15 protein-coding genes are annotated in these 23,082 nt (G+C 32.4%); 2 read left to right on the top strand and 13 right to left on the bottom strand.

Annotation, left to right across the window (positions count from 1 at the left end; all coding sequences use genetic code 11):
- Nucleotides 1-133: 133 nt before the first annotated feature.
- The 9 genes from MY04_RS03445 to hsdR all read right to left on the bottom strand — a co-directional run bounded on the left by MY04_RS03445 (nucleotide 134) and on the right by hsdR (nucleotide 13,565).
- Nucleotides 134-1,267 carry a hypothetical protein gene (locus tag MY04_RS03445; protein ID WP_066206366.1) on the bottom strand — a complete coding sequence of 378 codons (1,134 nt, stop codon included), beginning with the start codon at nucleotides 1,265-1,267 and terminating at the stop codon, nucleotides 134-136.
- The gene (locus tag MY04_RS03440; RefSeq protein WP_066206363.1) at nucleotides 1,254-3,230 is read right to left on the bottom strand and encodes an AAA family ATPase; all 1,977 of its coding nucleotides are present in this window, start codon (nucleotides 3,228-3,230) and stop codon (nucleotides 1,254-1,256) included. Before MY04_RS03440 ends, MY04_RS03445 begins: the two co-directional genes overlap by 14 nt.
- Nucleotides 3,231-3,241: 11 nt before the next feature.
- Nucleotides 3,242-5,140 (bottom strand): AAA family ATPase, encoded by a 1,899-nt coding sequence (locus MY04_RS03435; protein ID WP_066206360.1) that lies wholly within the window; start codon nucleotides 5,138-5,140, stop codon nucleotides 3,242-3,244.
- 78 nt (nucleotides 5,141-5,218) lie between these two features.
- Nucleotides 5,219-6,967 (bottom strand): restriction endonuclease subunit S, encoded by a 1,749-nt coding sequence (locus MY04_RS03430; protein WP_066206357.1) that lies wholly within the window; start codon nucleotides 6,965-6,967, stop codon nucleotides 5,219-5,221.
- Nucleotides 6,968-6,969: 2 nt separating this feature from the next.
- On the bottom strand, nucleotides 6,970-8,400 hold the full coding sequence (locus tag MY04_RS03425; protein WP_066206354.1) for an N-6 DNA methylase: 1,431 nt from the start codon (nucleotides 8,398-8,400) through the stop codon (nucleotides 6,970-6,972).
- Nucleotides 8,401-8,421: 21 nt separating this feature from the next.
- Nucleotides 8,422-9,123: a hypothetical protein gene (locus MY04_RS03420; protein ID WP_066206350.1), complete on the bottom strand. Its 702-nt coding sequence runs from the start codon at nucleotides 9,121-9,123 to the stop codon at nucleotides 8,422-8,424.
- Nucleotides 9,124-9,145: 22 nt separating this feature from the next.
- The gene (locus MY04_RS03415; RefSeq protein ID WP_066206348.1) at nucleotides 9,146-10,030 is read right to left on the bottom strand and encodes a GIY-YIG nuclease family protein; all 885 of its coding nucleotides are present in this window, start codon (nucleotides 10,028-10,030) and stop codon (nucleotides 9,146-9,148) included.
- 27 nt (nucleotides 10,031-10,057) lie between these two features.
- Nucleotides 10,058-11,209 carry a PDDEXK nuclease domain-containing protein gene (locus MY04_RS03410; protein ID WP_205960490.1) on the bottom strand — a complete coding sequence of 384 codons (1,152 nt, stop codon included), beginning with the start codon at nucleotides 11,207-11,209 and terminating at the stop codon, nucleotides 10,058-10,060.
- Nucleotides 11,202-13,565 (bottom strand): EcoAI/FtnUII family type I restriction enzme subunit R, encoded by a 2,364-nt coding sequence (hsdR, locus tag MY04_RS03405; protein WP_066206346.1) that lies wholly within the window; start codon nucleotides 13,563-13,565, stop codon nucleotides 11,202-11,204. Before hsdR ends, MY04_RS03410 begins: the two co-directional genes overlap by 8 nt.
- Nucleotides 13,566-14,206: 641 nt before the next feature.
- Here hsdR and MY04_RS03400 point away from each other — a divergent pair.
- On the top strand, nucleotides 14,207-14,383 hold the full coding sequence (locus tag MY04_RS03400) for a hypothetical protein (protein ID WP_158297542.1): 177 nt from the start codon (nucleotides 14,207-14,209) through the stop codon (nucleotides 14,381-14,383).
- A 38-nt stretch (nucleotides 14,384-14,421) separates the two neighbouring features.
- On the opposite strand, the gene MY04_RS03395 is transcribed toward MY04_RS03400, so the two are convergent.
- A complete protein-coding gene (locus MY04_RS03395; protein ID WP_066206341.1) occupies nucleotides 14,422-19,218 on the bottom strand; it encodes a RecQ family ATP-dependent DNA helicase in 4,797 nt (1,598 codons plus the stop codon).
- An 81-nt stretch (nucleotides 19,219-19,299) separates the two neighbouring features.
- On the bottom strand, nucleotides 19,300-20,658 hold the full coding sequence (locus tag MY04_RS03390) for an ADP-ribosylglycohydrolase family protein (protein WP_066206338.1): 1,359 nt from the start codon (nucleotides 20,656-20,658) through the stop codon (nucleotides 19,300-19,302).
- 177 nt (nucleotides 20,659-20,835) lie between these two features.
- Between MY04_RS03390 and MY04_RS03385 the strand changes: the two genes are divergently transcribed.
- Nucleotides 20,836-21,435, top strand: coding sequence for a hypothetical protein (locus MY04_RS03385; RefSeq protein ID WP_066206335.1), 600 nt, complete (start codon nucleotides 20,836-20,838; stop codon nucleotides 21,433-21,435).
- A 59-nt stretch (nucleotides 21,436-21,494) separates the two neighbouring features.
- Here MY04_RS03385 and MY04_RS03380 read toward each other — a convergent pair whose 3' ends face one another.
- Both MY04_RS03380 and MY04_RS03375 read right to left on the bottom strand, forming a co-directional pair.
- Nucleotides 21,495-22,049 (bottom strand): acetate uptake transporter, encoded by a 555-nt coding sequence (locus tag MY04_RS03380; RefSeq protein ID WP_066206332.1) that lies wholly within the window; start codon nucleotides 22,047-22,049, stop codon nucleotides 21,495-21,497.
- A gap of 134 nt (nucleotides 22,050-22,183) precedes the next feature.
- Nucleotides 22,184-22,642, bottom strand: coding sequence for a DUF4174 domain-containing protein (locus tag MY04_RS03375; protein WP_066206325.1), 459 nt, complete (start codon nucleotides 22,640-22,642; stop codon nucleotides 22,184-22,186).
- Nucleotides 22,643-23,082: the final 440 nt, after the last annotated feature.

Raw genomic sequence — 23,082 nt, 5'->3', positions numbered from 1 at the left:
GATGTAAGGGCGGTTTTTTTGTTTGTGAGGGAAAATAATGGTGAAAAAATAAATTTTCGACCTTTTTTAAAGACTTTGTGGTTTAATAGCCTTGTTGATTGTAATAAATTGATTATTGTAAAAAAGGCAATATCTAAATTATTTTTAAATGTTTCGCTATATCATTTTTCAACTTTGAAAAAGGCTTTATTCTATTTTGATCATTTAGCTCACTACCAAAAATATCACATTTTACATCCGACTCGGTAGACTTTGTCAATTTTGCAATATTTTTTATGTTTGAAGGAGTATATTTTTGACATTTATTAAATAATTCTTTTGCCTTATCGTCATGATATTGATAACGGCTCCTTATGTTAAATATTTCCAAGTAGTTATTAATCTCATTAATCATACTTTCATCCTTTGTTATAATCTCGCCTCTTAATTTTATCTTTAAATTCTTTGTTACATCGAGAGTAAACTTATAGTTTTCATTTAATGAAAATAATTTTGAAGATGGTGAAGTATTAATAAAGTAATTTTCTTTGTCATATTGTTGAAGTTTCAATTTCGTATTGCATATATAGCATGACGGAACAAAATTATATAAGGATAATGAAAATATTGGAAATTTCACCTTTGGTAACACATGATCTAATGTGTATTGCTCATTTGTATTTCTTCCTCTTTTTATATCATATCTTAGGTTTTTTATTAGTAATTTAATATTTTTTGATGGTAATTTCCCATCCTTATGCCTTGGTCTAAAATGCTTTAAACTTTTAAAATTCCTATTAAGTATATAATTTATATATACCTTTCCAATACCACGTGCTTTTTTCAGTTCCTTTTCAGTTGCATTATTTAAAAAATCTAAGGCATTATTATAATAAGAAAAATCAGAAAAAGGATTTACATAATCAATATTACAATAAAAACAAGAATCGATCTTTAATTTAGATATATCAGTAAAATAAGATGAAATTATATCTTGAGCATTATCATATAAATATTTAGTTGGTGAAGCCTCAGTCTTAAACACCTTAATCAACTTATTCAATTGAGAAACATTTAATTGTTCTTCTATTGTATGCTGTAAATTAGATATGTTTTCAAAATCTTGAAGTAGTAAAGTTTTAAATGTTAATCTTTCATTTTGATATTGTACATTATCATCTAATATAAGGTTAACCTTTTTCTCTATATGGGAGAATTTCTCTTTTATTAAGCTATAATAGCTGTCTTCAAAAAATTCTTTGTTAACTGGATAATTAATTTTTATCATTCTTCTTTTGTTGTTCTAATACACGAATCTCTTCTTTTAGTCTCTCTATTCTATTCTCAAGAGAATTTGTATCTATTAATTTTTCTTCAATTGTCTCTAATTGATACTTTATTAAACCTTTGATTATCTCATCTCCAATAATATTTAAAGTTTTAAAAAATTTTTCTTTTTTGATTTCAAAATCTTTACTATAAATCTTTGGTGTATCTGAATTTATTACTTTTTCATGAAATAAAGCTATATCCTCTATCTGTCTTTTAGCAAACTCTCCAATTGTTCCATTCTCCATAAAAAAATCATTTGATAACATCTCATGAATATTTGAACCAAATGTGTTTTTACCTGTTTCATCAAATTTAGTTTCAACACCATTTTTCAATCTAGTAACATATTGGTTTGGGATATCTGATAGAATATATGGAGAGTGAGAAATAAAGATAAAGTTTATGTTTTTTACTTTATTTAGGGGCGAATCTTCAAAAGACGATAATAAATCATTTATATAGGTTCTTTGTATTTCTGGATGAAAATAAAGTTCTATCTCATCTAAAAAATATGTTATTGAATTATACTTAATTATATTATTTCTTTTTGTAGGATTATGTACTGAATTTATGTTCTGTGCATGATATAAAAGAGAATTTATCGAATAAATATATTGTTTCTCTCCTGAACTGAGGTCTGAAAATTCACTAATACCTTTATTATCCACAAAAATATTTAAATCAAAATCAATAACAGAAGGAAGTAATAGATCACTTAATGGTTTATTATTTGAATATTCATGTAGAATTTCTCTTAACCTTTTCAATTCACATTGCATTATTATATTTCTTCCTTTTCTATCAGGATGTGAGTTGTCAGATAACTCTTTATAATAATTATTATATAACTTCAAGAAATTTAAAGCTCTTCTTAATTTTAGAGTTATATGTGTTTTATCATGATTAATTATTTCTACAATTTCTTTTGAGTTTTGAGGATATAAATTATCATCAATCAATTGTCGTTCACTAAAATAATTTTTTATAACTTTAATAATTTTATCTATTATATATTTATCTACTATACGTAAATCAGTAACACCTATGGGTATTGTACCCCATATTTTGCAAATATCTTCTAAAATGTCATTCCACTGATTTTCTAAGGTTTCATTACCAATAATTGTTTTATAATATTGCAGTTTATCTTCTTTATTTTCAGCTACAAAGAATTTTATTTCATTAATTTTTTTTCCACTTACAATACTAAAATCCGAATTATCTAAATTATTACTTTTAAAAATATTAGTTAAGAGCCTTTCTTTAGCTAGTTCATTTTCATTATTAATATTTATGAGCCCATTTGTACGGTGAGGAATAATATTAGCAGGTGTTTTATAACCATCATTTTTATGAAATAGTGAATTAATCCAATCACCCATATGCCTTGCATTAAGCCCATATAAAGAATAGTTGACTCCAATACAATAAGAAAATTGGTTTACGTCTATTTTAACATCTTCCATTTCTTTTGAAAAGTATTGTCTATCTTCACTTAATCTATATGCAGAATGAACTTTTAATTTATCACCTCTTATGGAAAGTTGAATTAAATATTTATCTGATGTATAGAACAGTTCAATTGAAAGATTATTTAACTGACCATCATTTGTTTCTGTCAGAAGATTTTGATCTTTGGATAAAACATATAATCCGCATAGTACTAATTCAAATATGGTACTCTTACCTGATCCATTTCCTCCAATTATTGCTGAAATATTGACATTTATAGTTCTGCCTTCTGAATCTTTATAATCATACAATCTTATAGGTTCATTTATTACCTTTCGATTATCCTCAATATCAATCAGTTTATTTATATAATAGATCTCTTCCCTCTTTAAAACTTTAGAATATTCAGGGTTACAATCTTTATTTACTTTAATTGCTATTAGTTGATTTGCTAAACTTGGTTTCATATTTATTAATTTTATACACTTTCTACATTAACATTTAAAACACTTCTAATATTTTCGAACATAGGTCTAAAAATTTCAAAGTGTTCTGCTGGAATTGTTGGTACTATCTCTTTTGCAAATGACACTTTGTTTCCTTTAAATTTCCTAGGATTGTTTGGCTTCGTTTCATCATTATCAAAATATGACTCCAATCCTTCTACATGTTCGAATAAAAGTTCAATTGTTAGATATGAATTACCTTTATAGGTGTTACCTGTTGTTGGATTAATAACTTGACACGTTACTTTTTTTTCTATCGGTACTGGAAGAATGAAAGCATGGATGTTTTTATCTTGAACTTCTCGTTTTAAACCACGATATGCATTAGTTTCAGTCTCAGTAGAATCTTTAATACCTGACCATCTATCATAAGCTTTATCAAAATCAAACAAACCGAATAAAGGTTTACCATTCATTTCATCTATTATATTTTCATCATGTAACAGCGATGCTAATTGTTTTTCTCCAAATGCATAAAATGATAAAAATGGTGTTTCTTCACCAGGATAAAGAACTTCCCAAGCCCTACAAATAATTAAAGGGTCAGTGATACCTTCTGTAAATAGGACTGGCTTTTCTTCTTGTTTAACAGCATTCAAAATTGATAAAAGTCCGTGTTGTTCTGAATAGTTTATTATATCTTTTGCCAATTCATTTATTGCAAAATCTTTTCTTGACTGATGATTTAATATTTTGTTATTGTCATTTGGGTTTTTTCTTATTAATCCAATTTTAGAATTTGGGTAATTAATTAATGTCAAGGCGCTATGACTAGACATAATAATATGATTCTTTATATTTTCTTCATCATCTAAACTTTGAATATCGTTAACTTGATTAAGAAGTTCATATTGCCATTCTGGGTGAAGAAATGCATCAGGTTCATCTAAAATTGAAATACTATTTGTGTCTTTAAAGATGTAATATAAGGCATAGATGTAAACCATTTGATATTGACCATCACTAAATTGGTTAAAAGATATTTCTGGCAAATTATCTTTCAAGAAAATATTTAAATCAATGCTTTTCAGCATGCCTATCTGATTTAAAGCATCTAAATAATTTAATAACTGTAAAGGCGTCTCATCACTAAAAATTTCTTGAAAATGTTGAATACTAAAAAACTTTTTATAAGTATCATTGGTATTAAAATAACCTTCATCACGGACGTATCCAGTAGGCAAAGGTGCTGAATTCACAGTGAATAATTTATCCAAAAAATCTTTCACGAGACCTCTTGCTTTCCAATATCTAGTCTCTAAATCTACTCTGTCAACATCAAACGTTGTTTTACCTAATGCATAATTTGGCCGTTTTAACTCTAAAACAAATTCATCTCCAATTTTTTTAACATCTAACCTATCAAAAATAAAATCTCTTGCTTTATTTCCTGAGTCTTGAATTAATAAAATAAACAGTAATAATGATTTATATTCATTTCCTACCCCCCAAAAATGCCTATTTGATGGTATTGAAGATTTTATACTCTTTATAAAATTCGAATTATTTTTTTTTATTAGAGAATGAATTTTTTCATTATGACCTGAGTAGTAGAGTAAAATATTTTCCGGTAATATCCCTGAACTTGGTTTACCGACTTCATTATCATCTTTATTTAACCATTGATTACTGACATGATCCCATTTCACAAACACATCTGCTCCAAATATTTCATAGTCAAGAGTATATGTAAAATTCACTTCTGTTATATCATTATACAGATGTTGAAAAACATCAATAATTACCTCAAAAAAATTAGATTTTCCTGATCCATTTTTGCCAACAAAAATCTCAAGAGGTTTTTCTGTAAATTTAACAGTAAAATCTATTAAATTCTTATAGTTTGAAATATATAGTTTTTTTAATCTCATTAGTTTAGCTTTTTTAATAAATCAAAGAAAGAAAAAGCAAGTCACCAACCTCAAAAGCCAGCAACTTACTTCTATAGTTTACCCATTAATCACACTCTTCATCCAATCCAACTCTACTCCTTCTTTTTCTGATAAGGATGTTTCTAGTTGGTAACAAAGAGCTAGTAAATTATTAGTTATATCTTTTATAGCTTGAACTTCCTCTAATGGTGGAAGTGGAACTAAAAATTGTTTTAATTTTGTCATACTTAAACCTTCTCTTGAAACACCTACTTGTACATCCATGATAGTTTGTTGGAACTGAGGTGAGATAATTAAAGTATGTATAAAGCTACGAATACCTAATTCTTGAAGTCTAACGATAGCAACATGTTGACTTACATTCGCTGTATCAAAATCATCAGGTACAAGTGTACAACGACCAATAGATCCTCCTGTTATATTTAGTAAGAGGTCTTTTGGTAGTACCTTTGTTCCTTTCATTTTTTCATGAATGGCATCAGTAATCAATGCTACATTCTCCAGACGCAAACCGTCATTGTATATGTTTTGTGAACGGAAAAACTTAATTCCTTCCTCTACATATGCAGATTTCCCTCCAGATGGTGTACTACCTGCTCCTAACTTTATAGAAATATCCTGCATCCTACACCAACTCCACCCTTCAGGCAACTCAAAAGGAATTTCCTCTTCTGTAATTTTTGGGAGGGCTTTTTCTTTCTTGATTTTCTTCTCCTTTATGAGTTGTGCTTTTTCCTCTTGGATAAGTTTTAGCAATTCGGAAGCGGGTTCAACATTGGGGTTTTGTTTACGCCAATGATGGGTAAGCTTTCCTTGAACGGCTAATTGTAAGATGGCTTCTCTTAGCTTCTTTACATTGGGTTGGGTAGTAAAGAAGGTTTGGAAGTGAGGTTTTAAGACCGTCCAAGCGTTTTCTGTATCAGAAGAGGTTAATTGCTGTAATGAGGATGTGGCAAAGTCTTCTTTTAATTGAATTCGCTTTTTGGTCTGCTCTTCTAATTGCTCGATTTCTGCAAAAAGGATATTAATAGTTTTAATAATCTCAACTTGTTCATTTATAGGTGGTAGAGGAATAATGAAATTTTTTAATTCCTTCACCCCTACCATATTTACAATTGCAGATCCGGTTGCTTTATTATAAATTCTTGTTTGTATATAGTTCGATCTGAACAGATTAATAAAATAGGAATTAGATATTAGCTTATTATTTAATCTAACTTTCAACAAAGCTTGATTGATAATCCCAAATTTAGTTCCTTTAGTTAATTCACATATCCTACCTAGAGTACCCGAACAACTAATTAATAAATCACCAACATCAGCCTTAAAAGCTTTAAGTTCCTCAAATTTTTCATCATTTACATAATATCTAACCCAGTTTGGATCATCATTTATAGCATTATATTGTTCAAAAACTCTAACTCCACTTTCAACAAAAAAATCTTTTTTTAAAGCACTTCCAAAAGGACCTCTTTTCATTGAGTATTTATCATTATCTAATAGGTCAACCCATCTACAAAATGTCCAATTTGGTGGTAATTTAAAAGGTTTTTCATCATCTTCTATTTCAGGTAAAGCCTTCTCCTTCTTGATCTTGATCTTCTTCTCCTTTATCAATAGAGCCTTTTCTTCTTTAATACGTTTTAGTAATTCAGAAGCAGGTTCAACATTAGGATTTTCCTCTCTCCATTTCTCTGTCAATTTCCCTTCCACTGCCAATTGAAGAATTAGGCCTTTTAATTCTTCAGCATTTTTTGGATGGATACTTAACTCCTTAAAGTATTCTATAATATGCGAATGTATCATGCTTAGTGTAAGGCTTCCGTTAATACTTTTACAATCTCCTCTTGGATACTACTGATGTTTTGCTCACAAGCTCTAAACTGTTCCAATAGTTCTTCTGGACTTGCCAAACTGTCTTCCGCTTGATGTGGATTTTTGATATCCAAATTGTAGTTTCTCTTCTTGATTTCTTCCGCAGACACTTTCCAAGCATATTGGTTTTCCTCACGGTTATTCCACCATGCTTTTTCTAAATCAAACTCCTTGATGTTGATCGGCTTTGACTTGTTATAGTTCTTTACCCCTTCTGGGTAAGGGTGCTCAAAGTACCACACCTCTTCTGTAGGTGTTCCTTTCTCAAAGAACAATACATTGGTTTTAATACCTGTATAAGGATTAAATACGCCATTCGGCAAACGAACAATGGTATGTAAGTTACATTTCTCCATCAGTTCCTCTTTGATACGCGTTTTCACCCCTTCACCAAACAAAGTACCATCAGGCAATACCACTGCACAACGTCCTTTATCTTTTAATAGCTTAATGATTAAAGCCAAGAATAAATCAGCCGTTTCTTTTGTGCGAAATTTCTGAGGAAAGTTGGTTTCCGTACCGTCTTCTTCCACACCTCCAAAAGGAGGATTCGTTAGGATGATATCTACTTTATCTTTTCCACTCCAATCGGCATAAGGCTTTGTCAGAAGGTTATCTCTTCTTACGGCAGGAAGATCAAAACCATGCAACATCAAATTGGTTGTACACAACAACGTCGGCAAAGGTTTTTTCTCAATACCACGAATTGCCGATTGCATAATTTGTGTATCCTCAGAAGTCTTCACTTGTTGGTTGACATGATCAATTGTACAAGTCAAAAAACCACCTGTTCCGCTTGCAGGATCTAATACACTTTCACCCAACTGAGGGTTTAAGATATCCACCATAAACTGCGTTACCGCACGAGGCGTATAATACTCTCCCGAAGAACCTGCCGATTGCAATTCCTTCAAAATCGTCTCATAGATATCATTAAACATATGACGCTCTTCATTGCTATTAAAGTCGATCATATTGATCACATTAATCACCTGACGGAAGAGCGTTCCGTTTTTCATATAATTATAGGTATCGTCAAATACAGAACGAATAATTCTCGCCTGAGGACTTTCCGTTATATCTAACTCCTTTAATGTCGGGAACAATGTATTATTGACAAACTCCATCAAATTATCACCTGTCAACCCTTCTTCATCTGCCGCCCAAGTCTGCCACTTCAACTCCTCAGGAATCGGACTCTCATAATCGTCTATGGTAATTTCCCATTCCTCTTCTTTATCGGCAAAAATCTTCATAAATAGCATCCACACCATCTGTGAGATACGTTGTGCATCTCCGTCAACACCAGTGTCTTTACGCATGATGTCACGAATGCTTTTAATATTTGATGTTATTTGGCTCATTGTTGTTTTCTTAATTTTAAATTAGAAAGGTAAATCTTCTTCTTCTAAAGGTTCAGCAAAATTTATAAATTGTTTACTTTCTATTTCTGTGATCAACGATAAAATAAAATTAGATACTTTCTCTAAAAATTCAATAGGTAATTCAGACGATTCAATAAAGAAACTATTATATGGATCATCATATTCTATCCCTTTTTTAATATACTTTTTTACGAGAGTATAATCGTTATCCCATTGAATACGTGAATTATTATGTGCAATTCCATTTCTTAGTAATCGGTAAGCATTAAATGATTCAAATTGTTTAATAATTCCTCCCACATCAGACGTAATTTTAAAGAAGGATTTAAATCTTAGTATATCTGTTTTAGCTTTTATATTATTGACTTTTAATGGTGAAGCAGTTTGATTTTCAATTTCTCCACATAATTCTTTTAAAGAATTTTCGAAAAAAGCATAAATTAATATTACACTAGAATGAAAAAAGTGACAATTTAAAACTCTGACTTTTTTTTCATACAATTCCTGAAGTTGGCTTTCTTTATCAGGTTCTTCTTCAATTTGTTGAAGTAATCTTTCTTGATTACTTGAAGATAAATCATGAGTAGTTTCTGTACATAAACCTATATGTTCAATTAAGTATTCTTTTTCTTTTAGATGATTACCCTTAAAAGAAGATAAATCGATCGCTATTTCATTTAGATTACTGTAATTTGTTAACATAATAATTATCGTTTAAATAAATCTAGATAGACTCCTCTTCAATCTGTTTTAAGGATTTTCCTTTACTGTTTTTCCAACTTTCTGGTCCACTTCTAGCTGTTCCTGCAATTAAAGCGGCTGCATAGGAAGATGAACTCATTAAAACATTCTTTTTAAGGATAAAGCATTTGTTGCTTACTTCCACGATATTTTCATCATTAATTAGGTCTTCTCTTTTTTCTAATAATTTCTTTTGGTTCTCCCTAAAATTATCGGATATTTCTTTTACCATTTGAGAATCTTTTAATAAGACGAAGCCTTCATTACTTCTTTTGCCTTTTGCAGTTAGCCCTTTGATTTTGAAATAGAATATTTCTTCCTCTTCAGTTTCCGATTTCTTTTCTTCTTTGTTAGAAGATGTAGCGTCTAACTTTTCTAATAATGGATGACCTAATGTTCCCATCACCATTTTAATATTATGAAGATATTCTTCCATAGCTGATCTCTCAGAACGTGGTAATGACGACTGAGGAGGCGTATTACCATTTTCAAGATCATAACGATCAGCATCAAGAGCTAAAGCTGTTATACGAGATTCTAGATACTTTATATGAGCTTTGGTTAAATTCTCATCTTTACTGGTAAAGAACACGACCTCACTCCAAAAATCTTTATTTCTAAAATGATCCACCAAACGATCATAAACGTTTTCTGACTCTCCTATATATACATTGTTTCTACCATCAGTAGCATGCTGCTCTAAAAGAAAATAAACTCCTGGTCTTTGTGCTTCTTCCCATGCCTTCAACTCAGAAAATTTACTCCTTGGACATGCTACCGCTTGACCTGACCAATTGACAATTTCTACATGTCTCAATCCACTTGCAGAAGCATCTGATAAATATATTTTTATTGTTTTTCCGAACATAATATTTCAAAGGAATTAAAAAAGTAATCACCTATTTCTTAAAAAGTCTTCTAACTGTTCTTTAGTTGGTAATTCTGTTTTATACTGGGTTACAAACATTTTATTATCCATACCACCTAGGGCAAATTCTACTAACTCATGATTTTGATTGGTGCATAAAAGAATACCTATGGGTGGATTATCATCTTCCCTTTGAATGTGCTTTTTATAGTATTGTAGATAGGTATTAAGTTGTCCAGCATAATGATGTGTAAATTCATCAATTTTAAGTTCAATTAGCACATGACATTTAAGTATTCTATGATAGAAGACCAAATCAACAAAAAAGTATTCCCCTCCAATTACTATTCTTTTTTGTTGAGCTTCAAAACAAAACCCATGACCAAGCTCTAACATAAATTCTTTAAGGTCATTGAGTAATGCGTTTTCTAGTTTTGACTCAGAAGCTAATACGTTATCTGGTAATTCAAGAAAATCAAAAACATAGGGAGTTTTCAACACATCAGTAGGTAAAATCTTTTCTGTACTCTTCTGAAAATGCTTCATCATTTTCTCAGGGTTTTTCGCATAAACTGATCTTTCATAACTCAGCTTATTAATTTGTTTTTTTAATTCTCTCACTGACCACACCCCTTTTATTGCTTCTAATTCATAATACCTCCTTTGATTCTCATCATGAATTTTTATTAATTCTAAAAAATGTGAGAAAGACAAATGACTTAATAAATCTACATCTAAAGGCAAGGCACTACTCAATCGGTCAGACAGTGTCTGACTGATTCCTGAATCTTCTATTACCTGATTAAATGATGATAACTGTTGTGGGTATAAAATGGACTTAATGGCTTCCCCAAATTGAGGATAAGTAATATAGAACTGTCTGTAAAGCTTTAAATTAGTAACCGAAAAACCTCTTTTATTAATTTTCTCACTCAGATGATGAATAATTTTGTCACCATAATTTTGTCTATCATTACCTGCTTGTTCATATTCTACTATATAAAAACCAAAGAGCCAATTGCGTAGACTTAATGATTTATCAATTGTTCTTTTTACTCCTTCTTTAAAAAGTAAATCTGTATTTTCAATGGTTTTTACTAATAGACTAAAACTCTTCATACTTAATTTATTTCCTTTTATGCATTTATCATCTAAATAAACACTATTTATTTTAAGCATACAGCTCACTTTCAAGCTCTTTCACCGCTTGATCAAAATCTTTCTTCTTTCCAAAAGCTCTTACAAGTTCTACTGGTGATCCTATCTCATTTAATGGTTGTACTTTCAATACTCCACCTTGTTCAATAGAGACAATACCTTCTTCTTCATATTTCTCTAAAAGACTTGATAACACTTTCTGAGCTACATCTCCATATTTTGTAAAATAGTTTCGCTTTCTTACATTATTCGCTCTATCTTTTCTAGTCAATGCAGGTTGATCAAAGGCGATATGACATATCAAGTCAAAAGCATCCATATCTTTGCCTACTTCTTCTCTTAACGCATCTATTAGGATTCCTTGTTCTTTTAGTTCATCTATTATAGCCTCTTTTTTGTCTGCATTATTCCACTTCTCTTTAAAAACTTCTATTGATGAGAATTCTCTTTGAACACTATTTTTTGTATAATCTTTTAGCGATTCGGTGATCAATTTACCATCAGGTCCATAATACTGTACTCTTTCATGGGCGACGGTTACTTTTACATCATTGACGTAATATTTACGAGGCTCATCTTCCTCATCCATATCACCAAAATCATGAGGTGGTACACCATCTTCTCCATCTATTGGCTCACCGTCTTCTCCTAAAATTGGATCTTCTTCAGATATATCATCCTCTTCTGGTATAACGGGTTCATTCTCACCCGGCTCATAAATTTGGACTGGATCACCATCAAAATCAGGATCAGCAAAAAGGTTGGTTACCTTTCTAAAATCCATCACTGTGAAGAATACCTTGCCATCTTGCTCCCTGATACGAGTACCTCTACCGACAATCTGTTTGAACTCCGTCATAGAACCAATATTTGTATCTAGAACAACTAATTTCACCATCTTAGTATCAATACCAGTAGTCAACATCTTAGAAGTAGTAGCGATAACAGGACACTTTTCTTCAACATCAGTAAAGTTGTCTAACTCCATTTTACCAACTTCATCATCACCTGTAATTTTCACAACGAAGTTTGGATGTTTTGCAACAAGGTCAGCATTAGCATTAATCAAAGCTTGCCTCATCCTATTAGCATGATCAATATCTACACAAAACACAATAGTCTTTGCATAGCGATCAAAACCCTTTAAGTATTCCGTTATCTTTCGAGCGACTAGATTTGTTCTTTCATCGATAGCAAGATTACGATCATAATCCTTGAGATTATATATTCTATCCGCTACTTCATGACCATACTTATCTAGTTTTCCTTTTGTTGGTCTCCAACCTTCATCAATCGTAGTGGTAATTCGTACTACTTTATATGGAGCTAAGAATCCATCTTCAATACCTTGTTTTAAAGAATAAGAGTATACCGGTTCCCCAAAGTAATTAATGTTAGATACATCCTTTGTTTCTTTTGGAGTAGCTGTCAAACCAATTTGAGTGGCACTACTAAAGTAATCCAATACCTCTCGCCAAGCTGATGCCTCAGAAGCGCTTCCTCTGTGGCACTCGTCTATAATAACTAAATCAAAAAAATCAGGACTAAACTCTTTATATGCATTTTTTGATTCATCATTCCCTGTCAACCCTTGGTATAAAGCAAAGTATATCTGGTAGGACTTATCAATTTTGCGATTTTTTATAATCGTCATGATATCATTACCAAATGGAGAAAAATCACCATTTTTAGTTTGCGTCAAAAGAGCATTCCTATCTGCTAAAAATAGAATCCTCTTTTTAATACCTGCTTTCCAAAGTCTCCATATAATATTAAAAGCTGTGTATGTCTTGCCTGTTCCGGTAGCCATTACCAAAAGAATTCGATTCTGTCTTTTTGCAATTGCCTCTAACGTTCGGTTTATTGCATTCTGCTGATAGTATCGAGGGGTCATACCACTCTCATCAATATAATACTCTTGCTCTACAACTTTTTTTGCTGATTCATCCTTAATACCAATATAATTTAGGTACTTATCCCATAAAGTCTCAGGAGAAGGAAAATCTTCTAATGCGATTTCTTGCTCAGTATTGGTAGTCTTATCATGAAAAACAAAAGAATCACCATTCGACGTAAAAACAAATGGAACTTGTAGAATATCAGCATATTCTAAAGCTTGTTGCATACCAGAACCTACAGGCTTTTTATTATCCTTAGCTTCTATAATAGCAATTGCTTCATTAGGCTTATTAAAAAGAATATAGTCGGCCCTCTTGCGTTTTCCTCTAGCATGCATTTTACCTTGGACAATGATACGCCCATCAGTAAAAGACACTTCTTCTCTTACTTGCTTCTTTATATTCCATCCTGCATTGATTATTGCTGGGGTAATGAATTTTGTACAGATATCTCTTTCCGACAGTTGTTTTTTGTTCATCAGTTTTGAAGATCTAGCTAATTATCAAATCAGAATTTAAATATATCAATTTTGATAATAATAATTACATCAATTGCATGATTTAATAGTATCAAAATCATTAATATATAAATTGATGCGTAGGAACCTTATTTCAACCTCCTATTTAAGCCGTTTAAGACTAAACTTCTTTAAGGAAAGTTTCATCTTGTTTTGTGTTCACAAATACATTTTGTTCATATTTTATGAACAACTAAAAAAAATGAACATTTAAAATAATCTTATTGACGTTATCACTATTTATTACTTTATCACGTACATACAATTTTTATATCTTACCCCCTCAACAACACCTCCGGCAACACAATCTTCACCTCCTTCTCATGCTCCCACGACCAATACACAATATAGCTCACATTCACTTTTTTGATACTTTACTGTCTGCAAATACCCTTATTACAAATTGAGGCCTTAAGAATCGCACCAAAATTTATTAATTAAAACAAAAACGCACCAAATATTTGCCCGATTAAACAAAAAAAGTATAGGTTACTATATGAATGCACCATTTTTCACAAAGGAAAAGGAAGGAAAGTTTAGTATTGGTTAAGGAGCTATTATCGAAGCCTTAGAATTACAGATGAACTATACTACACCACTTTATGATAAAAGTAAAACACTTTCCTAAAGATATAGGAAGCACTACTCTAGAAGCTTCTTTGTTTTCTCATTTGCATTTTGATCTAAAAAATGAAGTTTTCAAAAAGTTCTTCAGTGTATATTCTCAAAATGATATTGATTATTTTGAGAAATGTTATTTAGAAGGGAAAGATCGTTAATCTATAATATTTTTATTTGTCCATTAAGTTAATTCCAATCACCCTCTCCTCAACAACACCTCCGGCAACACTATCTTCACCTCTTGCTCATGTTCCTCACACCACCAATACACAATATAACTCACCTTTACTTTTCTAATAGTATACCCTTTCATCTCATATTTCTTCAACTCTTCCTGAAATGCTTTAGAGAACTTTAATACAGGGTATTGTTCTTGGAAATAGCATCCTTCATTATCAAAAGTAAGTTCATCTCCTGTCTTTAATTTTGATATTAGAGTTTGCATACGGACAAAATAACTTAACCAAAGATCTTTGTGAGTAGTCTGAAGCAATAAAAGTTTTGATGGTTCGTATTGTTCATCATCTTGTTTCCAAATTAAATTGGGGATTGAGATATTATTGAGATAATTCTTATTGGTATGAATAAACAAATTGTGTTTTGCTCTGGTGAAGGCGACGTATAATTCTCGCTTTTTAGCATCTACATTATCAATTTTGTCTTTTAACATGATGAAGACGTTATCAAATTCTTTTCCTTTTGATTTGTGAATGGTAGATACCAATATCGTTTCTTCTTCTGAATTGATAAAGTCTTCTAACTTAGACTCTTTGATAAATATTTCTAGATCTGATTTGTACTTGATTTTTGGGTATAAATCATGGAACGCAGAAGTAATATTCAAACAAATTTCTAGATGAGGACTATCCTTAAATTCTATCTTAATTTTATTAATGGCATCTTTCCATACCTGATTATCAATAATTGCCTCTGAGTTGTTAAAGTCAACAGCAGTTATAAATGCTCTAATTTCATATAAATTGAAGAGATTAAATCCTTCATTGGTTTGAATGAGTTTAGCTTTCTTCCCCATCATGTTCAACATTCCTGCTATTTGGAGGGCATCTACATTGTAATGAGTAAGAATACAAGTCGAACCTTTTAATTCACTACGATATACTTTCCTCACCACAGCTTCCGTTAGATGTGCTGACGAATATTTGGTCAATTCAACGGTGCCATCCACTTTAGATTTAGGAATGATTGGGGTTTCCTTCAACCTAGTTTGGATCTTTTGAACAAACTCATTAGAATACTCTACTAGTGATTTATCGCTTCTATAATTCTCTGTTAATTCAATCTTTTTCGCTTGATGTTCATGTATAAAGTTTTCCAGATATTTTGATGATGCCCCTCTAAATTCGTAGATGTTCTGATCATCGTCTCCCACCATAATCACCCTCATGTCATCGTTTACCTCCATTAAAGCGGATACTAAATCGAATTCTGCTTGGTCCATATCTTGGGCTTCGTCAATCACCAACACCGTTTTGGTAATATTCGATGGTTCAATCTCTTTACTACGGATCATTTCTACCGTAGAAGCAATTACATTCTTGGCCTTTTCTAAATCGCCTACCCTTCCCAATATCTCAAAACAATAGGAATGAAACGTCATTATTTCAATTCCATAAACCGCATTACCAATCAGTTCTTTCAAACGCATCTTAAACTCAGTGGCTGCCGCCCTAGAAAATGTCAACATCAAAAGCTGTTCGTGCTTTACATCTTCCATTAAAATTAAAGAAGCGAGTTTATGTACCAACACTCTAGTTTTCCCACTGCCAGGCCCTGCCAATACAGAAATGTACTCCGATTTATTATCCGTAATAATACTATTTTGAGTTATGGATAACCCTCCAAACAACTGTTCATATTTTGCAGGAGTGATGTTCTGTTTTAGTTCTTTTCCTTTATTCCCTTTGAAATATTTCTTCAGAAAGTCGGCGTATTCTAAATGGAAATAATCCTCTGTAAATTGTAAGGCAGCTTTATAATCATCAATCATTTTGTTGGCATACTCCCCAACAATATGTATTTGTTCTGTCTTACTTTGATAATAATCCTCTAACTTTTTATAATCCGATTTTTTGTACTTAATCGCATTGTTTTTTTCTATACGATCGACTTTTATTTTATTGTAAGTGATCAAAAATCCTCCATCAATCTTTATTGCATCAATTCTTGACAAATAGAAAAGTGCATCTTCCACATCCTTTATATTAGGATGGATCTTATCAATAGATGAAGCATTTTTAAATTCTATATACCTAAGTAATTCTAAAACAGAAAAATGGATTAAAATCTCCTTACTTGAAGAGGGCTGTTCATTACTTTTTATAAATAAGTATTCAACAATGAATTGGGCTACTTTATATCGTAAATTAATTTTCTCTTTGAACGTCTCTCTAGGCAATTTACTTTTCACCAACAAATGATGATTAGAAAACTCATCTTTCTTTCTCTTGATACAATTGGTGATTACCCAAAAATTTAAAATGGTTTTTATCTTTTGAGGATTTACTTTGGTCACATTTTCAGCTTCACCTTTCTCATTTAACTCTTTGATATGGTATTGACCTTCTTCCTCAGTAAACTCATTCATCAAGAACTTTTCGATACCAATAAACCATTTCAATATATTCAGAGAAGTATTTTGTTTATCTTCTCTTTTGATGAAAGCTGTAAGGTCTTTAGCATCAGAAAGTATCCCTTCTTCTCTCATTAAGGAAATGCTTTCAATGACTTCTTCTTTACTTAATCCAAGATGATCAGAGATATAATCCACCCTTGTTTCAGCCTTTTCATCATCTTCCTTAATCCTAGTTTTTGATGAAAACAGCTTCTTTATCACCCGAATTGCATTTTGCTTTTGAGCCTCATTAAATCGAGGAGAATCATAAATCTTATCAATCGCTTCTTGAGCATTTTTCGATTGGATACTATCTGCAAATACTTGAGGCATGTTCTGCCCTCTTTTCACATACCCAGCATCTTCTAAAGCTGCTATTGCAGTAGTGACTCTTGTTTCTAATTCTTTGATACTATCGTCCCAACCTGCTTTTCTTGCAATTTCTAAAGCTGAATTCGATACACTATTTCTAAAAACAGACAATTGCTTGATGGCACTCCATATCTGTTTTATTTCATTGAAATTTAATTTTGTCTGATTTAATAGAAGAAAATGCTTATCTAAATCTTCTTCATTAAAAAGCACAAAACATTCTGCTGTCAAACTCTGATCTCTTCCTGCCCTTCCTGCCTCCTGAACATAATTTTCTAAAGAATCGGATACTTCAAAATGTACTACCATTCGAACATCACTTTTATCTACTCCCATGCCAAAAGCAGACGTAGCCACCATAATATCTACTTCACCATTGATAAAAAGTTCCTGATTTTCCGACTTCTCATTTTTATCCATCTTACCATGATAAGCCCTGGCACAAAAACCATCTTGGTTCAATTGTTCAGCTACTTTATAGGCCTTTTTTGTTCTAGACACGTAAACGATAGTCGGACATTGTTTCGCCTCTAATAACTCTCGTAGCTTCGCATATTTTTCTTTGTCTCCTTTCTTAGGAATTACCTGATAACTTAAATTAGTTCTTGATGCTTTTGAGCTAAATTCTTTTAAATCTAGCGAGAGTTTGCTAGCAAAATAGAACTTGATATCGTTGACTACTTGCTTCTTTGCAGTGGCGGTAAAACATGAAATAGGAATGGTATAATCAAGATTTTTCTTCTCTTGCAGATTCTTGATAAAATCAGCAATATATAAGTAATCCACCCTAAAGTCTTGTCCCCAAGACGAAAAACAATGGGCTTCGTCAATGACAAATCGAACGACATTTCGTCCCAACAAAAGCCTTTCTATTGACCTCGACCGAAGAGATTCTGGAGAAATATATAATAAAGAAGCCTTCCCTTCCTCCACTCTTTCAAAGGACTTTGCTCTCTCAATAGGGTCTAATAATCCATTAATCGTAACCGCATCTGTGATACTAGATTTCTCCAAGTTATCCACCTGATCTTTCATCAAAGATTGTAATGGAGAAATGACGACCGTTAACCCTTTTACATTATCCCCACTCATCAATGCAGGTACTTGAAAAGTAATCGATTTACCTCCGCCTGTAGGAAATATAGCTAAGATGGAGTCATTATTAATGGCAGCGTTTACAGCATCTTCTTGAAGTGACTTTCCTTCAAACTTACGGTAATCAGGATAACCAAAATATTTCTTTAAGCCTTCTTTGGCATCTAATTTCTGATTGCAATAATTACAGTTTGAAGAACATTTTGTATTACGAAGAAGTCGAAATACATTTTCAATCTCAGGGTATGTTCTCAAGACCCAAGGTGGAGTGATTGAATATTTACTCTTTATCGAAATTAAAGATAATACATAAGCTAATTCAATAGGGTGATCGGAAACTAGTTCTGCTAGTTCATCTACATTGTCGCATATCTCATCTTTAAATCTTTTTCTAATCAAAGTGATTGGATCTGAATAAGATTCTTTGTACCCAATGTATTTGAAGAAAGACAAGAACTCCTTTTTTTCTTTCAATAATGAATAATAAATTGACTTTAATTCATCATCTAATTTATGGAAGGAGGAGATTTCGTCTTGTAAAAGATCTCTTGCTTTCAGACAATCGTTTAATGGGTTATTCAGCTCTTCTGTTTGAAGTTTATCGTCTTTTAGAAGATGATGATAAGGCTTAGTGGGAAATAATAATGGAGACCAATGTAACGTATCAATCAAATGTTTATCATCAAAAGAAACGATATATTGTTTTTCAATAATGGGTATATCATGGACAAAAATATTATGTCCACAAATAAAATCTTTGGTCTGAATACATTGAAGTAAGTCCTTATTTGATGTTGAATGAGATTTCATTCCATCGCTAGTCAATACACCAATATCTTCAATTTTTTTAGATTTTACATTCACCTCAATATCAATAAATGCAATAGTTCCCATTTAAAAATAAATATAACAAATCACATTTATTATTTAAAAATTGCATTAATTTAAGTTAACAGGATTTTTAGTTTTCTACTCTTAAGTACCAGGCACCCACCAAACCCCCTCCTCAAAATCAACACCACCACCCATCTCTTCCTGCACCACTCTATCCACAATATACACCCCAATCTCTGCCATACGATCAAAAGTATCTACGCTATCGAGGGGAAAGTTTTGTCTTGTTCTATGGATATCAAAACGGTCGGAAAGGTTGTTTCCAAAAGCAGCCTCTACTCCTTCTTTACCAATCATAAAACCGATGAGTCCTCCCCATGTTGCGGTTGGATTATCGGAGTCCCACCCTGAAAGTGTGCCGATTTTAATAGTTTCTTTTAAGTCACCTTCTCCATATAGCAAGCTGATGATGGATGCTCCATAATTAATGCCTGCAGCAAAGCAGCCGTTACAATACAGTTCCTTTGAAGTAATATCGTAGCCATCTTCTTGGTTCACTTGGTATTTGATGTACAATGAGTCTCTCACTTCTTCCCATTTTGTTCCTTTTTGATATTCGGCATTAACGAAGTCATACATCTTCGTAGCATATGAAGACGGTGGCATTTTAGTTCTTGCTTCTTTGGCCATCCACAAGATCTTCTCTTTTTGGGTTAACTTTTGATCTACCTTTGATGCCAAAGAGTACATATTGACATAAAATTCTGAGATATAAGCGGCATCTTCTCTTGCTACGGTTCTTATCGGAAGGTAGGCCATTTTCTGAGCGATATCGGGACGAGCGGGTGCAAAGAATCCAAAGATCTCTGTAGTCAATTGAGCATCGATCATATCGTAATGCTCGTTGTTTTTAGGGTCACTTGTGTCCGGTGGTAACATTCCTTCTTGCATTAAATCAAATGCTCTTTGATTGGATACCCAAAGATAGTTTTCTTCCTCTTTTTTAATATGCTTCAACCAACCTTCTCGAATATCTTCAGGAGATAAAATACTTTTCTTTTTTGTGTAAAGTAGATGTTGATAGATATATTCAATATCAGTGTCATCGTCTGCTCCCCAGACTTCATCTTTGGTTCTAATCACAAAGTCAATTGTCTCTGATAAATCACTTGGTACTCCCTGCCCCCAAATACTTGGCTGATCAGGTTGCCCCCAATCCTCTCTTGTATAAAAGTCACCTGTTTTGATTTCTCCGATATTGCCTATCTTATCCATTTCGGTCACAAGCCCCGTCCAGTTTGCGATACACTGACCCAACCAGAATCCATATAATTTATCTTTGTACTCCATTCGAGATATTTTAATATCTGTTGTTTTTGGAGTGTATACTTTATAGGTAAGCTGAGGATCTTGTAACACTTTACCCTTCTGTGAATTACAAGAAATAATTATTGCAGATAAACAAAAAAATAAAATGGGGGTTTTGATATTTATATTCATTTCAATTTGAAGTTAGTACTAATTTAAAAAATGTAATTTATATAGCTGTTCAACATTAGGTTTACCACAAGGTAATCATTCATAATTGGGGAGCAAAATGGATTATTGAACAATTTTCATTAACTTCATGTTGATGTATTTAACGACCCCTTTTTACAAATCTACTAGCTTACTTATATGGATCAATTGTTACTTAACTACTTTAAAAATTCTCTTTATGGAATAGCGGTTTATGAAAGAGTGGAAAAAGATCGATATCGATTCGTACTCTACAATACCACAGGAAGAAAAATGGATGGAGTCCCTGATATAGATTATGAAGGGAAGTTCATAGAAGACTTGTTTCCCAATGTACACGAGTTTGGGATATTTGAAAAACTAGAAGAGGTTTTTAAAACAGGAATCCCCCAAGAACATCAATTGAAAACCTATAAAATTTCTGATGATCACTATTTATATCGGACCAATAAGATTCAGAAATTATCCAATGGGTATATGGTTTGTCAGTATCACGACGAGTCCAAAATATTTGATTTAACCGATCGGCTTGTACAAGATTACGAGACCTTTGAAAACATCTTCAACTATTCAGAATATAAGGTAAAAGGTGATTTCTCTATCGTTCATCAGTTAATTCAAGTATTGCTAAAGAAACAACCTAGTGATGAGTTGAAGAAGATCAATACTCATATTAAAAATATTGAAGATAAGATTGATGCCCTTTCCTCATCCATTTCCAGAGGAATGAAGAAAATTAAACAAGAAGTTTTTAGATAAACAAAAAACCACCCCAAGATCACTCTTGAGGTGGTTTTAATATTTTAAATAAAGTCAGACTACTTGATAATCTTGTTACCTAAAGGTAGTACTACTTTACCTGCTAATTCGTTGATGATTGCCGCAGCCATCATGTACCATGCAGCCAATGCACAAATGATCAAATCGATTGCTGCAATTGTTTTGAATGCTTCCGATACGAAGTGCTCTAACACTAAGAACAAGAAACCTAACAACAATGTACCGAATGTGAAAGCCATTGCTGTGTGGATTCTTAATGAAGCAACGAACATGATTGCTGTATATAGCATCCATGCTAATAAGAAGAATCCTACGTCAGAGTGCGACGAAGTGTACACTCCATAGTGGTTACAAAGCCAGATGATACATAAACCCATCCAGAATGCTCCGTAAGATACAAATGCTGAGAAACCAAAGCTGTTCCCCATTTTTTGTTCTTGGAAACCTGCGATAAACTGTGCTAGACCACCGAAGATAATACCCATAGCCATAACAGGACCTAAACCGACCCATCCAAGGTTATGGAATTGTAATAATAAAGTAGTCAAACCGAAGCCTGCTAAACCCACTACTGCTGGATTGCCATTTTTCATTTTTAAGTAATTTATCCGTTTTAAATGATTCTTTTTTGCTTGTTGAAAGAGAACCGTCAATTTTTTTCGGATGCAAAAATATTAAATTAAAAATGGCTTATAAGTTAATGAATGATAAGTGGATCTTATGAAAGTTAATGGACATTCTTATCCCTTAACTCCGTCCTTCTCATTGGCATACTGTCTATTTTATCATATAAGTCTTTTTTTGACAGAAATGTTGATTCTCTTAGCTTCACTCCACCATCTAAACCTATTAAAACTACTTCAAAATCCATTCTTTTATCAAATAGCAAGGGGTGTTCCCAATCGATTGAAGCTTTTTCATCGGCGCTTAACGAATAAGATGAATTGACAACATAAAATACCTTTATTTTCCTTTCCTCAAACTCATCTTCCTCCCCTTCGAACTCTTCAATTTGTTGGGTATAGAGGTCTTGACCTTCGACATTCGTTTTAATAACCAATAAGCGGTTTTTCCATTGATAATCGTCCAGGTTTTGTGCTTCTACTTTACCAAATAAAAAAATACAGGTAATAAAAATAAAGCACAGAATACATCTGTTCTTCGATTGTAAGTAGCGTTGGAGCATAGTAGAAATTTAAATATTTATTGAATTGGAAGTTGGTTCCTTAAGTTAATCATTACTACAGTATTATCATAATTTTCTTTACAACAGAATGGTGCATATGTTTAAGAACCACACTGGTGCAGATGTTTAGCGACAGCGACATCTGTACCTATAAACGTTAGAGGTCTCCTGACCTCGTGGTATACGGCAACAAGGTCGGGAGACCTTGGAAGTTTTATGGGCACAAGAAACGCTAGCGCTTAATTCTTGCGCCAGTTTTACTACACTGGTGAAGATGTTTAGCGATAGCGACATCTGTACCTAAAAACGTTAGAGGTCTCCCGACCTCGTGGTATACGGTAACAAGGTCGGGAGACCTTGGAAGTTTTATGGGCACAAGAAACGCTAGCGCTTAATTCTTGCGCCAGTTTTACTACACTGGTGCAGATGTTTAGCGATAG

It is taken from the genome of Flammeovirga sp. MY04, from assembly GCF_001682195.2.
Classification (GTDB): domain Bacteria; phylum Bacteroidota; class Bacteroidia; order Cytophagales; family Flammeovirgaceae; genus Flammeovirga; species Flammeovirga yaeyamensis.
This window is presented reverse-complemented; position numbering and strand designations above follow the sequence as displayed.

Excerpts from the sequence above, each read along its gene's own strand:
- MY04_RS03445 (WP_066206366.1), bottom strand. The coding sequence starts at position 1,267 with ATGATAAAAATTAATTATCCAGTTAACAAAGAATTTTTTGAAGACAGC.
- MY04_RS03440 (WP_066206363.1), bottom strand. The coding sequence starts at position 3,230 with ATGAAACCAAGTTTAGCAAATCAACTAATAGCAATTAAAGTAAATAAA.
- MY04_RS03435 (WP_066206360.1), bottom strand. The coding sequence starts at position 5,140 with ATGAGATTAAAAAAACTATATATTTCAAACTATAAGAATTTAATAGAT.
- MY04_RS03430 (WP_066206357.1), bottom strand. The coding sequence starts at position 6,967 with ATGATACATTCGCATATTATAGAATACTTTAAGGAGTTAAGTATCCAT.
- MY04_RS03425 (WP_066206354.1), bottom strand. The coding sequence starts at position 8,400 with ATGAGCCAAATAACATCAAATATTAAAAGCATTCGTGACATCATGCGT.
- MY04_RS03420 (WP_066206350.1), bottom strand. The coding sequence starts at position 9,123 with ATGTTAACAAATTACAGTAATCTAAATGAAATAGCGATCGATTTATCT.
- MY04_RS03415 (WP_066206348.1), bottom strand. The coding sequence starts at position 10,030 with ATGTTCGGAAAAACAATAAAAATATATTTATCAGATGCTTCTGCAAGT.
- MY04_RS03410 (WP_205960490.1), bottom strand. The coding sequence starts at position 11,209 with ATGCTTAAAATAAATAGTGTTTATTTAGATGATAAATGCATAAAAGGA.
- hsdR (WP_066206346.1), bottom strand. The coding sequence starts at position 13,565 with ATGAACAAAAAACAACTGTCGGAAAGAGATATCTGTACAAAATTCATT.
- MY04_RS03400 (WP_158297542.1), top strand. The coding sequence starts at position 14,207 with ATGATAAAAGTAAAACACTTTCCTAAAGATATAGGAAGCACTACTCTA.
- MY04_RS03395 (WP_066206341.1), bottom strand. The coding sequence starts at position 19,218 with ATGGGAACTATTGCATTTATTGATATTGAGGTGAATGTAAAATCTAAA.
- MY04_RS03390 (WP_066206338.1), bottom strand. The coding sequence starts at position 20,658 with ATGAATATAAATATCAAAACCCCCATTTTATTTTTTTGTTTATCTGCA.
- MY04_RS03385 (WP_066206335.1), top strand. The coding sequence starts at position 20,836 with ATGGATCAATTGTTACTTAACTACTTTAAAAATTCTCTTTATGGAATA.
- MY04_RS03380 (WP_066206332.1), bottom strand. The coding sequence starts at position 22,049 with ATGAAAAATGGCAATCCAGCAGTAGTGGGTTTAGCAGGCTTCGGTTTG.
- MY04_RS03375 (WP_066206325.1), bottom strand. The coding sequence starts at position 22,642 with ATGCTCCAACGCTACTTACAATCGAAGAACAGATGTATTCTGTGCTTT.